12 protein-coding genes and 1 tRNA gene are annotated in these 13088 nt (G+C 69.9%); 11 read left to right on the plus strand and 2 right to left on the minus strand.

The window, feature by feature from the left end:
- Window positions 1-90: 90 nt before the first annotated feature.
- The 3 genes from ACLJOK_RS19690 (at window position 91) to ACLJOK_RS19700 (ending at window position 3137) form a co-directional block, all read left to right on the plus strand.
- Window positions 91-1896, plus strand: a complete 1806-nt coding sequence (locus tag ACLJOK_RS19690; RefSeq protein WP_410820207.1) for an ABC-F family ATP-binding cassette domain-containing protein — start codon at window positions 91-93, stop codon at window positions 1894-1896.
- A gap of 100 nt (window positions 1897-1996) precedes the next feature.
- The gene (locus ACLJOK_RS19695) at window positions 1997-2452 is read left to right on the plus strand and encodes a DUF4383 domain-containing protein (RefSeq protein WP_410820208.1); all 456 of its coding nucleotides are present in this window, start codon (window positions 1997-1999) and stop codon (window positions 2450-2452) included.
- Between the two features lie 208 nt (window positions 2453-2660).
- A complete protein-coding gene (locus ACLJOK_RS19700) occupies window positions 2661-3137 on the plus strand; it encodes a DUF4383 domain-containing protein (protein ID WP_410820209.1) in 477 nt (158 codons plus the stop codon).
- A 6-nt stretch (window positions 3138-3143) separates the two neighbouring features.
- Here ACLJOK_RS19700 and ACLJOK_RS19705 read toward each other — a convergent pair whose 3' ends face one another.
- Window positions 3144-3845, minus strand: coding sequence for a TetR family transcriptional regulator (locus tag ACLJOK_RS19705; RefSeq protein WP_410820210.1), 702 nt, complete (start codon window positions 3843-3845; stop codon window positions 3144-3146).
- A 224-nt stretch (window positions 3846-4069) separates the two neighbouring features.
- Window positions 4070-5035 carry an acyl-CoA desaturase gene (locus ACLJOK_RS19710; RefSeq protein ID WP_410820211.1) on the minus strand — a complete coding sequence of 322 codons (966 nt, stop codon included), beginning with the start codon at window positions 5033-5035 and terminating at the stop codon, window positions 4070-4072.
- A 312-nt stretch (window positions 5036-5347) separates the two neighbouring features.
- On the opposite strand from ACLJOK_RS19710, the gene ACLJOK_RS19715 reads away from it, so the two are divergent.
- From ACLJOK_RS19715 to ACLJOK_RS19750, 8 genes are all read left to right on the plus strand, one after another.
- Window positions 5348-5419, plus strand: a tRNA-Gln gene (locus ACLJOK_RS19715).
- Window positions 5420-5529: 110 nt separating this feature from the next.
- Complete coding sequence (glmU, locus tag ACLJOK_RS19720; protein WP_410820212.1) at window positions 5530-7062, plus strand: bifunctional UDP-N-acetylglucosamine diphosphorylase/glucosamine-1-phosphate N-acetyltransferase GlmU; 1533 nt, start codon at window positions 5530-5532, stop codon at window positions 7060-7062.
- A gap of 58 nt (window positions 7063-7120) precedes the next feature.
- Window positions 7121-8101: a ribose-phosphate diphosphokinase gene (locus tag ACLJOK_RS19725; RefSeq protein WP_030329105.1), complete on the plus strand. Its 981-nt coding sequence runs from the start codon at window positions 7121-7123 to the stop codon at window positions 8099-8101.
- Window positions 8102-8433: 332 nt separating this feature from the next.
- Window positions 8434-9123 carry a 50S ribosomal protein L25/general stress protein Ctc gene (locus tag ACLJOK_RS19730; protein ID WP_410820213.1) on the plus strand — a complete coding sequence of 230 codons (690 nt, stop codon included), beginning with the start codon at window positions 8434-8436 and terminating at the stop codon, window positions 9121-9123.
- Window positions 9124-9217: 94 nt separating this feature from the next.
- The gene (gene pth, locus ACLJOK_RS19735) at window positions 9218-9808 is read left to right on the plus strand and encodes an aminoacyl-tRNA hydrolase (RefSeq protein WP_410820214.1); all 591 of its coding nucleotides are present in this window, start codon (window positions 9218-9220) and stop codon (window positions 9806-9808) included.
- Window positions 9809-9940: 132 nt separating this feature from the next.
- Window positions 9941-10771, plus strand: coding sequence for a 3'(2'),5'-bisphosphate nucleotidase CysQ (locus ACLJOK_RS19740; protein WP_410820215.1), 831 nt, complete (start codon window positions 9941-9943; stop codon window positions 10769-10771).
- Window positions 10772-10846: 75 nt separating this feature from the next.
- Complete coding sequence (gene cysD, locus ACLJOK_RS19745) at window positions 10847-11758, plus strand: sulfate adenylyltransferase subunit CysD (protein WP_091394617.1); 912 nt, start codon at window positions 10847-10849, stop codon at window positions 11756-11758.
- On the plus strand, window positions 11758-13053 hold the full coding sequence (locus tag ACLJOK_RS19750; protein ID WP_410820216.1) for a sulfate adenylyltransferase subunit 1: 1296 nt from the start codon (window positions 11758-11760) through the stop codon (window positions 13051-13053). The genes cysD and ACLJOK_RS19750 overlap by 1 nt, the downstream gene beginning before the upstream one ends.
- Window positions 13054-13088 lie beyond the last annotated feature (35 nt).

Here is a 13088-nt window from a genome sequence, read left to right on the forward strand (position 1 = left end):
GGCGCGGGCGTTCGGGGCTTCCGCGTACCCTTGGGACAGGCGTCCAGGTGCCCGCCGGCACCGGGACGCCTTGATCATGAAGGGTGGAACGTGGCGAACATCGTCAATCTGGACCGGGTGTCCAAGGGGTACGGCGCCGCCGGGCGGCTGCTCACGGACGTCTCGCTCGGCCTGGACGACGCCGACCGGATCGGCGTGGTCGGCCTCAACGGCGCCGGCAAGTCCACCCTGTTGCGGCTGCTCACCAAGCAGGAGGACCCCGACGACGGTCGGGTGACCCACCGCCGTGACCTGCGTGTGCTCTGGCTGCCGCAGCAGCTCACCCTCGCCCCCGAGGCCACCGTCCGGGACGTGGTGCTCGGCACCGCCTGGCTCGCCGAGGGCATGGGCGCCGAGCACGAGTGGGCCGGCGACTCCGGGGTGCGGGCCATCCTCGACGGCCTGGGCATGCCGCACCTCGGCCTCGACCAGCCGGTCGGCCCGATGTCCGGTGGCGAACGCCGCCGGGTGGCGCTCGCCGCGCTGCTCGTCCGCGACTCCGACCTGCTCATCCTCGACGAGCCCACCAACCACCTGGACGTCGGCGGGGTCGACTGGCTGGCCCGGCACCTGGTCGGCCGCAAGGGCGCCCTGGTCGTGGTCACCCACGACCGGTGGTTCCTGGACGCGGTCTGCACCAACACCTGGGAGGTCGCCGACCAGACCGTTCGCGCCTACGAGGGTGGCTTCGCCGCCTGGACCCTCGCCCGCGCCGAGCGCGAGCGGGTCGCCGCCGCCACCGAGGCCCGCCGGCAGAACCTGCTCCGCAAGGAGATCGCCTGGCTGCGCCGTGGCCCGCCCGCGCGGACCTCCAAGCCGCAGTTCCGCATCGACGCCGCGAACGCGTTGATCGCCGACGTGCCGCCGGCGCGCGACACCATGTCGTTGCAGCGGATGGCCACGTCCCGGCTGGGCAAGCAGGTGTACGACCTGGAGAACGTCGAGCTGCACGCCGGCCCGAAGGAGATCCTTCGCGACGTCACCTGGCTGGTCGGCCCCGGCGACCGGATCGCCATCCTCGGTGCGAACGGCGCCGGCAAGACCACGCTGCTACGGATGCTCGCCGGCATCACCCGCCCCGATGGCGGCCGCCTCGGCACCGGCTCCACGGTGCGGCCCGCCTTCCTCTCCCAGGAGCTCACCGAGCTGCCCGGGCACCTGCGGGTGTTGGAGGCGGTGGAGGAGGTCGCCCGCCGGGTTCAGTTGGGCGACCGGGAGGTCTCCGCTTCGCAGCTCGCCGAGGTGTTCGGCTTCGACGACCGCCGCCTCTGGACCCCGGTCAGTGACCTCTCCGGTGGGGAACGCCGCCGGTTGCAGATGCTGCGGCTGCTGGCCGGCGAGCCCAACGTGCTGCTCTTCGACGAGCCCACGAACGACCTGGACACGGACACCCTCGCCTCGTTGGAGGACCTGCTCGACTCGTGGCCCGGCACGATCATCGTGGCCAGCCACGACAGGTACCTGATCGAGCGGGTCACCGACACGGCGTACGGGATGTTCGGCGACGGTCGGCTGGTGCACCTGCCGGGCGGTGTGGACGAGTACCTCGCGCGGACCGCGGAGCGGGCCGGCTCTCCTCGGGCGGGTGTCACCTCGACCTCCGCACCCGCTGCCACCTCGGGAGGTGGCATGTCCGCCGCCGAGGTCCGTCAGGCCCGCAAGGAGCTGACCCGGCTGGAGCGGCAACTCAGCAAGCTCGACCAGCGGGAGACCACGCTGCTCGATCAGCTCGCGGCGGACGCCACCGACTACGCCCGGGTCGCCGAGTTGGACACCCAGCTCAAGGATCTGCGCGCCGAACGGGAGCGGATCGAGGAGAGCTGGATGACCCTCGCCGAGGACCTGCCCGAGAGCTGACCGGTCGGGCGCGCCGGCCCGGGCCCCGTGTGCGGCGTCACACCACCACATGCGAGACAATCGTCGGCGACACCTACCCCACGGCGTTGGAGACACAGACATGGCACACACCCCCGTCAACCACCCCGCGCGGCCGATCTACCGGGCGATCGGCGGGCTGACCGGTCTGTACCTGGTCGTCTTCGGTGTGCTCGGCATCATCGCGAGCACCGGCAACGAGATCCTCGCCCAGGACGACACCCGCGTCCTCGGTCAGGGCACCAACCTCGGCTTCTCGCTGCTCAGCGTGCTGCTCGGGATCGTCGTGCTGGTCGGCACCGCGCTCGGCCGCAACATCGACGTAGCGATCAACCAGTGGCTGGCGTACAGCCTCATGGTGGTCAGCCTGGCCGGTCTCGCGTTCATCCGGACTGACGCCAACATCTTCAACTTCAGCATCACCACTGTGGTCGTGGTGATGACGGCCGCCCTGGTGCTGCTCATGGTCGGCATGTACGGCAAGGTCGGCACTGAGGATGAGGCGGAGGCGTTCCACAAGGCTCGTCTCGTTCTCTGATCTTCTTCTGCGGTTGCGGCCGTTGGTTTTCGCCGGAGCCCGAGCAGCTCCGGGCGGTCAGGCTTGATCCCTGCGCAGCTCGGGCTCCGGCGAAAACCTGACCTGGTCCAGCCTCTCGGCGGACCCCGTCGGCATCGTGGTTCTCCGGACAGCCAGCTCTGCTCTGGGCGACAATTCCCCTGAAACGGTCACATCAGGGGGTCTGGGCATGCCGCATTTTCCGGTCAACCATCCGGCACGGCCGCTCTACCGGGTCCTCTCCGGGCTGATCGGCGTCTACATCCTGGTCTTCGGCGTCTGGGGCGTCGCCGAGACGATCGGGGATCCGCTCTTTGCCCGCAACAGCACCTGGGCCCTCGGGCTCCGGACCAACCTGGCCTTCTCGCTCGCCTCGGTGGTCTTCGGGGTCGTCCTGATCTTCGGGGCCTCGCGGCGTACCAACCTCGGCCACTACATAAACCTGACAGCGGGCGTGGTGTTCCTGGTGACCAGCATCCTGATGATGTCGGTGCTGCAGACCGGAGCGAACTTTCTCAACTTCTCGATGTCGACAGTGGTCGTGTCGATGCTGTTCGGCCTGATCCTGCTCGGCACCGGCCTCTACGACAAGGTCGGCCCACCGGAATCCGCCGAGGCGGAGTTGGAGCACCGCAAGCACCCGGTGGCCGACGTGCACCGCAGCTGATCGGGGTCAGGTGCGCCGCGCGGTGATCAGCGTCGGCTTCGCCTCCAGGTGTGACAACCCGTTCCAGGCCAGGTTGACGAGGTGCGCCGCCACCGTCTCCTTGCGCGGCTTGCGCACCTCCAGCCACCAGCGGCCTGTCAACGCCACCATTCCGACCAGCGCCTGTGAGTACAGCTCGGCGAGCTTTGGGTCGTACCCGCGGCTCTTGTACTCGGCGCCCAGGATGTGCTCGACCTGGTGCGCCACGTCGTTCATGACGCTGCTGAAGGTGGCCGTGCCGGACATCAGCGGCGACTCGCGGACCAGCACCCGGAAGCCGCTGGTCTCCTCCTCGATGTAGGTCAGCAGGGCGAGCGCCGCCTGTTCCAGCAGCTCCCTCGGATGCCCGGCGGTCAATGCCGTGGTGATCCGGTCCAACAGGGCACGGACCTCCCGGTCCACCACCACCGCGTAGAGCCCTTCCTTGCCACCGAAGTGTTCGTACACCACCGGCTTGGAGACCTTGGCGCGGGCCGCCACCTCCTCGATGGAGGTGGCGTCGAAACCGCGTTCGGCGAAGAGTTGCCGGCCGGTCGCGATCAACTGCTCCCGGCGTTGGGCGGCCGACATGCGGACCCGGGAGGGGGCTTTGGCTTTCGGTGCCGCCGCCGTCGGCGACGCTCGTCGGCCGCCGACAGCTGCCGACGCGTCGTCGCTGACCTCGGGCATGTCGCCGCCTCGCTGGCGCTCGGTGACGCCCTGCCGTGGAATGGTTCCTCCGCTGTGCCCGTTCACGTCGTCGCCTCACTGTCGGGCGGTCCGACCACCCTGACGTGCCGTTCGACCGTACCCGGATCGGGCTCGGCTCCCCGTCCGCCGAGCCGCCTGGTCCCCCCGCATGGCTCGGTCACCCGGCCATCCTGCCAGGCGGCATGGTCGTGCACCGCCCGGTTTCAGCGGGGCGCGACCGGCTTCACCAGCTTGGCGGCGAGGCGCTCGGGCTTTGGCCAGCGCACCTGCGTTGCCGCGCCGGTCTTCTCGAACAACCAGATCACCCGCGCGGAGATGTCCACCTGACCGCGCAGCACGCCGTGCCGGGCGCTGGTCGGGTCGGCGTGGTGCAGGTTGTGCCAGCTCTCGCCGAACGACAGGATCGCCAGCGGCCAGAAGTTCGAGGCGCGGTCGCCCTGGCGCATCGCGAACGGACGCTCACCGTAGACGTGGCACACCGAGTTGATCGCCCAGGTGACGTGGTGCAGGAGGCCGATCCGGACCAGCCCGGCCCAGAAGAACGCGGTCAGCGCGCCCTGCCAGGACCAGGTCACCAGGCCGCCGATCAGCGCCGGGCCGAGCAGCGAGATGGCCACCAGCGCGGGGAAGAGCCGATCGACCCGGCTGATGTCCCGGTCGGCGATGAGGTCCGGTGCGAAACGCCCGCGGTTGGACAGCTCCCGGCGGAACAGCCAGCCCACGTGTGCGTGGAACAGGCCCCGGGTCAACGCCCAGAAGCTGGTGCCGAAACGCCACGGCGAGTGCGGGTCGCCTTCCAGGTCGGAGAACGCGTGGTGGCGCCGGTGGTCGGCGACCCACTGAATGATCTCGCCCTGCACCGCCAGCGAACCTGCGACCGCCAGAGTCACCCGCAGCCACCGCTTGGCCTTGAACGAGCCGTGCGTGAAGTAGCGGTGGAAGCCGACGGTGATGCCGAGCCCGGAGACGACGTACCAGACCAGGCCGATGATCACGTCGGTCCAGCCCAGCCAGCCGCCCCACGCCACCGGCACGGCGACCAGCAGGGCGACGAAGGGAATCACCACGAAGGCCCAGAGGGCGGCCAGGATGCCGGGGGACTGGCTGCCGTCGGTGAGTGGTTTGGGGCCGGGTCCGGCGGTGTTGGGATCGAGCAGAGCAGTGGACATGGGACCTCGCAGGGGGATGGTAACGATCACAAAGCTACGCCTACGTCACCGTAACTTACGGCACCGTAGATCGCACGGGGAAGTTTTGAATCGCCTTCGCGTAACTGCCCGAAGTGGCAGGTCAGCCGGTTCGGTGGCGGCTACCTGACCGACCCGGGAGGGGGGCGGCCGAGGTGCGGGCCGGTCACCCCCGGAAGGTCGAGGCATCGATCGCTCGCCGTGCGGCGGGATGAGCGCTGGCGTCCGACGGCCGGGGCGCTAAGGTGTAGCGGCGGGATGTCCATCCCTCATGCGACGTGCTCGCGTCGCTGATCGGCCGTGGTGTAATTGGCAACACCCGGGTCTTTGGTACCCGTATTTCAGGTTCGAACCCTGGCGGCCGAGCTGCCCACCTACGTCCGCTTTGCGGTCCGGTGGGGGTAAGAGGGGAACGTGCCGGGCCTCGCGGCTAGCATGGCCGCGAGAGTGTCCGCCGTCCCGACGGGAGCCACGTCGTGCCCCAGCCCCACCTCCGTACCGTCGTCGTACTTGCCGCCGGTGAGGGCAAGCGGATGAAGTCGACACTGCCCAAGGTGCTGCACCCCCTGCTCGGTCGGACACTCCTCGGTCACGTGCTGAGCGCCGCCGCCCCGTTGGGCGCCGACCGCACCGTCGTCGTGGTGGGGCACGGCGCCGACCAGGTGCGGGCGCACCTGTCCGAGGTCGCCCCGGACGCCACGCCGGTGCTCCAGGCCGAGCAGCTCGGCACCGGGCACGCCGTGCGGATCGCGCTGGAGGCCGTACCGGACGGTGCCGGCACGGTCGTGGTGATCAACGGTGACGTGCCCCTGCTGCGACCCGAGACGGTGGGCGCACTGGTGACCGCCCACGAGGAGGCCGCCGCGGCGGCCACAGTGCTGGCCGCCGAGGTGCCCGACCCGACCGGCCTCGGGCGGATCGTCCGGGACGCCGACGGCCACCTGGAGCAGATCGTCGAGGAACGCGACGCCGACACGACGCAGCGCGCGATTCGGGAGATCAACGCCGGCATCTACGCGTTCGACGCGGTGCGGCTGCGCGAGGCGCTGGGCAAGCTGTCCACCGACAACGACCAGGGCGAGGAGTACCTGACCGACGTCTTCGGTCTGCTCCGTTCCGCCGGCGAGCCGGTGGCGGTGCACGTCGCCGTGGACCATGTCGAGACGCTGGGCTGCAACGACCGGGTGGAGTTGGCCACGCTGCGCCGGCTGCTGCGCGACCGGATCAACGAGGCGTGGATGCGCACCGGGGTGAGCCTGCTCGACCCCGCCACCACCTGGATCGACGTGACTGTCGCGCTGGACCGGGACGCGGTGGTCGACCAGAACACCCAGTTGCGCGGCGGCACCGTGGTCGGCGCGGGCGCGCAGATCGGGCCGGACGTCACCCTGATCGACACGATCGTCGGCCCCGCCGCGTCGGTGGTCCGCAGCCACGCCGTCGGCGCCGAGGTGGGCGCGGGCGCGACGGTCGGGCCGTACGCGTACCTCCGGCCGGCCGCCCAGTTGGCGGAGAAGGCGAAGGTCGGCACGTTCGTCGAGGTGAAGAACTCGCAGATCGGCGCCGGCGCCAAGGTGCCGCACCTGACGTACGTCGGCGACGCGACGATCGGCGAGCAGACCAACATCGGTGCCGCGTCGGTCTTCGTGAACTACGACGGGGTCAACAAGCACCGCACGGTGATCGGCAGCCACGCGCGGACGGGTGCTGACAACATGTTCGTGGCACCGGTCGAGGTGGGTGACGGGGCGTACACGGCGGCCGGTTCGGTGATCGTCGACGACGTGCCGCCAGGGGCGATGGGCGTTGCCCGGGCGCGCCAGCGCAACATCGAGGGCTGGGTGGTCAAGCGGCGCGCCGGCACTGCCGCGGCGGAGGCGGCGCAGCGGGCCCGCGACGCGAAGGGTGCGTCCGGTACGACTGGTGCCGCAAGCCACAGTGAGGCAATCCACGGGGCGACCGAGACGGTGGGCGGCGCATCCGGCGCGGGAGATACTGCAACCGAATAGTCCCTGACCCACCACCACCGGGTCGGGTACCGCCGACATAACGGGAGCAGACGGGCCCATGGGCAGCATCGTCGCCGAAAACCGCAAAAGCCTGATGCTCTTTTCCGGACGTGGCTTTCCGGAGTTGGCCAAGGAGATCGGCGAGGTGCTCGGCGTCGCGCCGACGCCGGCCGACGCGTACGAGTTCGCCAACGGCGAGATCTTCGTACGGTTCAAGGACTCGGTACGTGGTTCGGACGCCTTCGTGGTGCAGTCCGTCACGCACGGGGTGAACACCTGGGTCATGGAGACCCTGATCATGGTGGACGCGCTGAAGCGGGGGTCGGCCAAGCGGATCACCGTGGTGCTGCCGTTCTACCCGTACGCCCGCCAGGACAAGAAGCACCGCGGTCGGGAGCCGATCTCGGCCCGACTGGTGGCGGACCTGCTGAAGACCGCTGGCGCCAACCGCATCCTCACCGTCGACCTGCACACCGCGCAGATCCAGGGCTTCTTCGACGGCCCGGTGGACCACCTCTTCGCGATGGACATCCTGGCCGAGTACGTGGAGCACAAGTACGCCGGCCGGCCGATGACAGTGGTGGCGCCGGATTCGGGCCGGGTGCGGGTGGCCGAGCGGTGGACCGACCGGCTGGGCGGCTGCCCGCTGGCGTTCATCCACAAGACCCGTGACCCGATGAAGCCGAACCAGGTCGTTGCCAACCGGGTGGTCGGCGAGGTGGAGGGCCGGGTCTGTCTGATCGTCGACGACATGATCGACACCGGGGGCACCATCGCCAAGGCCGCCGACATCCTCAAGGAGTCGGGCGCTGCGGAGATCGTGGTCGCGTCCACCCACGCGCTGCTGTCCGACCCGGCCACCGAGCGGCTGAAGAACAGCTCGATCAGCGAGATCGTGGTGACGAACACCCTGCCGCTCCCGCCGGAGAAGCAGCTGGACAAGCTCACCGTGCTGTCGATCGCGCCGCTGCTGGCGCGGGCGATCCGGGAGGTCTTCGACGACGGCTCGGTGACCACCCTCTTCGGTGGCCTGAGCTGATCCCGAGCCCCGTTTCCGCCACTCGACACGCTGGCGGGGCGGGGCTGGCAAACTGGTGGAAACGGGGCCGGCACGCTGGTGGGAGCACCACCGACGCGCCGGTCTTGAGCCGTGATCGGGGACTGCCGGAAACCCTGGAAACAGCTCGGGTAGACTGGTGCGGTTGCCACGGCGAGGGTGCCCGGCGGGCCGCTGAAAAGCGCCGCACGGAGGCACCGTCATCGACGCGGTGCTCCGGGCAGTCGTTCATGACGCATGAGCCCCAGCGAGCCCCTCGCCCCAGCACCGTTAGACGACAAGCCGCCGCAGCGAAAAGCATCAGGAGTTTCCCCGTGTCCGAGGTAAAGATCAGCGCCGAGCCCCGTACCGAGTTCGGCAAGGGTGGTGCCCGCCGTACCCGCCGGGCCGGCAAGGTGCCCGCCGTGCTGTACGGCCACGGCGAGAAGCCCAAGCACATCGCGCTGCCGTCGCGGGAGTTCGCGGCCGCGATCCGCAAGGGCGGTGCCAACCAGCTCTTCGCGATCGACATCACCGACGGCACCCAGGTGCTGGCGCTGCCGAAGGCGATCCAGCGTGACCCGATCCGCGACACCTTCGAGCACGTCGACCTCATCCTGGTCCGCCGGGGCGAGAAGGTCACCGTCGACGTTCCGGTCCAGCTGACCGGCGAGGCCGCACGGGACACCCTGATCGTGCACGACCACGACACTCTCTCGGTGACCGCGGACGCCACCAAGGTTCCGGACCACCTCGACGCGTCGATCGAGGGCCTGGAGGCGGGCACCCAGGTGACCGCCGGTGACGTCGAGCTGCCGGCCGGCGTCGAGCTGGCCGTTGACTCGGAGCTGACCGTCGCTTCGATCACCGCCGCCCCGACCGCTGAGCAGCTCGAGGCGACGCTGCCCGAGATCGAGACCGCCACCGACGAGGCCGAGGCCGAGGTCGGCGAGACCACCGAGGGCTCCGAGGGCGCGGACACCGAGGCGGCCGCCGAGGCCACCGAGGGGCGCACCGAGGCCTGATCGGTTCGTACTGTGCGACAGGCGCCCCCGAACGTTCGGGGGCGCCTGTCGGCATATCGGGAGTCGGTGGGATGGGCGTCGGAAGGGACGGGTCGTGACGGACGAGGCGGGGCCGTGGCTGGTGGTCGGCCTGGGCAACCCGGGTCGGGAGTACGCCGGCAACCGGCACAACGTCGGGTTCATGGTGGCCGAGCTGCTGGCCGGGCGGGTGAGCGCGCGTTTCGGCCGGCACAAGCGGGCGGTGGCCGAGGTGGCCGAGGCGCGGCTGGGGTTCGGTGGGCCGAAGCTGGTGCTGGTGAAGCCACTGACGTACATGAACCTGTCCGGCGGACCGGTAGCGGCCTTGGCACAGTTCTACAAGGTGCCGACGACGCAGGTGATCGCGGTGCATGACGAGCTGGACATCGACTTCGGTCAGGTGCGGATCAAGTTCGGCGGCGGCGAGGGCGGGCACAACGGCCTGCGCTCGATGTCGAAGTCGTTGGGGACGAAGGACTACGCCAGGGTGCGGTTCGGCGTTGGCCGCCCGCCGGGGCGGCAGGATCCGGCGGATTACGTGCTGTCGGATTTTGGCGCGGCCGAGCGCAAGGAGCTCGATTTCCTGGTGGATCGGGCCGCCGACGTGGTGGAGTCGGTGATCACCAAGGGCGTGGAGCCGACCCAGAACCTCTACCACGGCAGCTGAGCCGGGCGGGGCGTACCCGAATCGGAAACGGCGGGCCGGTAGTCTGCGCCTTTCAGCGTGCCGCGACCGGCGACGCGAGTCGCGGCGGATCGGCCCGTGCGGGCAGCGCGGCGAGGCGACGGGAGCGGACAGATGAGCAGTCCTCCGATGATCGATGGCGCGTTCGCCCGATGGTTGGCGTCCCGGGCCGGGCAGGCGTTGCTCGACCTGCGCACGGAGATGGGGTTCGCCGACGCCGGCGCGCTGAAGTCGGCCGGGGACAAGGTGTCGCACGACCTGATCCGCACGGAGCTGGCGAAGTGGCGTCCGGGTGACGCGGTGCTCTCCGAGGAGGACGAGGGGTCGCGGCTGGCCTGGGCGGCGGAGGTGAACACCGGAGCGGTGTCGCGGTTGAACGCGGACCGGGTGTGGATCGTCGACCCGTTGGACGGCACCCGGGAGTTCTCCGAGGAGGGCCGCTCGGACTGGGCGGTGCACGTGGCGCTCTGGGCGCGCAACGCGCCGAGCCCGCACGGGCTGGTCGCCGGGGCGGTGGGGTTGCCGGCGCAGGACCGGGTGCTGGGCACGGACTACCCGCCGGCGTACCCGCCGATGACTGTGGAGGCGGCGACGGCCGGCGAGCGGAAGATCCGCCTGGCCGCGAGCCGGAGCCGGCCGCCGGTGTTCCTGACCGATCTGGCCGAGGACGTCGGGGCGCACCTGGTGCCGATGGGCTCGGCCGGAGCGAAAATCGCCGCCGTGGTCACCGGCGAGGTGGACGCGTACATCCACGCAGGTGGGCAGTACGAGTGGGATTCGGCGGCCCCGATCGCTGTGGCGACGGCCACCGGACTGCACGCTTCCCGGATCGACGGTTCTGCGCTGAGATACAACGAGGCGGATCCGCGGCTGCCCGACCTCCTGGTCTGCCGCGAGGATCTCGCCACCCGGTTGCTTGCAGCGCTGCAAAAACATTCCGGGTAGCCTGAGCGAACTTTCTTGACATGCCCGACCGGAAAGGTCTGGAAATCGGATGAGCGAGCGAATCGAGCCGGTGTCATGACCACCCCCGCGGCGTACCAGGTCTCCCACCTGGACGCCTTGGAAGCGGAGAGCATCTTCGTGATGCGCGAGGTGGTCGCCGAGATGGAACGCCCGGTGATGCTCTTCTCCGGTGGCAAGGACTCGATCGTCATGCTGCGGCTCGCGCAGAAGGCGTTCGCCCCGGCCAACGTCCCCTTCCCGGTCATGCACGTCGACACCGGGCACAACTTCCCCGAGGTCCTGGAATACCGCGACCAACGGGTCGCCGAGCTGGGGTTGCAGCTCGTGGTGGCGAGCGTGCCGGAGGCCCTGGCCAGCGGCATGGTCCGGGAGTCCGGTGACGGTATGCGTAACCGGATCCAGACGCCGGTGCTGCTGGACGCGGTGGAGAAGCACCGCTTCGACGCGCTGTTCGGAGGCGCCCGCCGGGACGAGGAGAAGGCCCGGGCGAAGGAGCGGGTGTTCAGCTTCCGCGACGAGTTCGGTCAGTGGGACCCGAAGAACCAGCGGCCGGAGCTGTGGTCGCTGTACAACGGCCGACACCACCCGGGCGAGTCGATCCGGGTCTTCCCGCTGTCCAACTGGACCGAGCTGGACGTCTGGCACTACATCGCCCGCGAACGCATCCCGCTGCCGTCGATCTACTACGCGCACGAGCGCGAGGTGATCGAGCGCGACGGCATGTTCTACGCCGTCAACGAGTTCTTCCGCCCCCGCGCGGGTGAGGAGCGGTTCAAGGCGCAGGTGCGCTACCGCACCGTCGGCGACGCCTCCTGCACCGCCGCGGTCCGTTCCGACGCGGACACCGTGGAAAAGGTCATCGAGGAGGTGGCGGCCACCCGGATCACCGAGCGCGGCGCCACCCGCGGTGACGACCGGGTCAGCGAGGCCGCCATGGAGGACCGCAAGCGGGAGGGCTACTTCTGATGAGCACCGAGATCGTGGCCCCGGCCCCCGAGGCCCGGCCGATGGACCTGCTGCGGTTCGCCACCGCCGGCAGCGTGGACGACGGGAAGTCGACTCTGATCGGGCGGCTGCTCTACGACACCAAGTCGCTCTTCACCGACCAGTTGGCCGCTGTGGAGGCGGTCAGCGCGGCCCGCGGTGACGAATACACCAACCTGGCGTTGCTCACCGACGGCCTGCGTGCCGAGCGGGAACAGGGCATCACCATCGACGTGGCATACCGGTATTTCGCCACCCCCCGGCGCAAGTTCATCATCGCCGACACCCCGGGGCACATCCAGTACACCCGCAACATGGTCACCGGCGCATCGACCGCTGACCTGGCGCTGATCCTGGTGGACGCGCGCAAGGGCCTTGTCGAGCAGTCCCGCCGGCACGCGTTCCTCTGCTCCCTGCTGCGGGTGCCGCACCTGGTCCTCTGTGTCAACAAGATGGACCTGGTCGACTGGTCGCAGGAGGTCTACGAGCGGATCGCCGACGAGTTCACCGCGTTCGCGGCGAAGCTCGACGCACCGGACCTGACAGTGGTGCCGGTCTCCGCGTTGCGCGGCGACAACATCGTCACCCGGTCGGAGAACATGCCCTGGTACGAGGGTCCGTCGCTGCTGCACCACCTGGAGCGGGTGCACATCGCCAGCGACCGCAACCTGGTCGACGTCCGGTTTCCGGTGCAGTACGTGATCCGTCCGCAGTCCACCACTGTCACCGACTACCGCGGTTACGCCGGCCAGGTCGCCTCCGGCGTGCTGAAGCCGGGCGACGAGGTGATGGTGCTGCCGTCCGGCTTCACCAGCCGGATCGCCGCCGTGGAGACCGCCGACGGGCCGGTCCCGGAGGCGTTCCCGCCGATGTCGGTGACGGTACGACTGGCCGACGAGATCGACATCTCGCGTGGTGACCTGATCTGCCGGCCGAACAACGCGCCGGCGGTGGCCCAGGACATCGAGGCGATGGTCTGCTGGATGGACGAGACGGCCCCCCTGCGGGTCGGCGGCCGGTACGCGATCAAGCACACCACGCGGTCGGCACGGGCGATCGTGCGCGGGCTGCACTACCGGCTGGACATCAACTCCCTGCACCGCGACGAGTCCGCCGACGAACTGCGGCTCAACGAGATCGGCCGGGTGCGACTGCGCACCACTGTGCCGTTGCTGGCCGACGAGTACCGCCGCAACCGCACCACCGGCGGCTTCGTCATCATCGACGAGGCCACCAACCGCACGGTAGGCGCCGCCATGATCGTCGAAGCCAGCTAGCCCAACCTGTCGCCGGCCCCGCAAGATCGCGCTAG

The sequence above is a fragment of the Micromonospora sp. 050-3 genome (assembly GCF_046549335.1).
Classification (GTDB): domain Bacteria; phylum Actinomycetota; class Actinomycetes; order Mycobacteriales; family Micromonosporaceae; genus Micromonospora; species Micromonospora trifolii.

Excerpts from the sequence above, each read along its gene's own strand:
- ACLJOK_RS19695 (WP_410820208.1), top strand. The coding sequence starts at position 1,997 with ATGGCACACACCCCCGTCAACCACCCCGCGCGGCCGATCTACCGGGCG.
- ACLJOK_RS19700 (WP_410820209.1), top strand. The coding sequence starts at position 2,661 with ATGCCGCATTTTCCGGTCAACCATCCGGCACGGCCGCTCTACCGGGTC.
- ACLJOK_RS19705 (WP_410820210.1), bottom strand. The coding sequence starts at position 3,845 with ATGCCCGAGGTCAGCGACGACGCGTCGGCAGCTGTCGGCGGCCGACGA.
- ACLJOK_RS19710 (WP_410820211.1), bottom strand. The coding sequence starts at position 5,035 with ATGTCCACTGCTCTGCTCGATCCCAACACCGCCGGACCCGGCCCCAAA.
- ACLJOK_RS19725 (WP_030329105.1), top strand. The coding sequence starts at position 7,121 with ATGGGCAGCATCGTCGCCGAAAACCGCAAAAGCCTGATGCTCTTTTCC.
- ACLJOK_RS19740 (WP_410820215.1), top strand. The coding sequence starts at position 9,941 with ATGAGCAGTCCTCCGATGATCGATGGCGCGTTCGCCCGATGGTTGGCG.
- cysD (WP_091394617.1), top strand. The coding sequence starts at position 10,847 with ATGACCACCCCCGCGGCGTACCAGGTCTCCCACCTGGACGCCTTGGAA.
- ACLJOK_RS19750 (WP_410820216.1), top strand. The coding sequence starts at position 11,758 with ATGAGCACCGAGATCGTGGCCCCGGCCCCCGAGGCCCGGCCGATGGAC.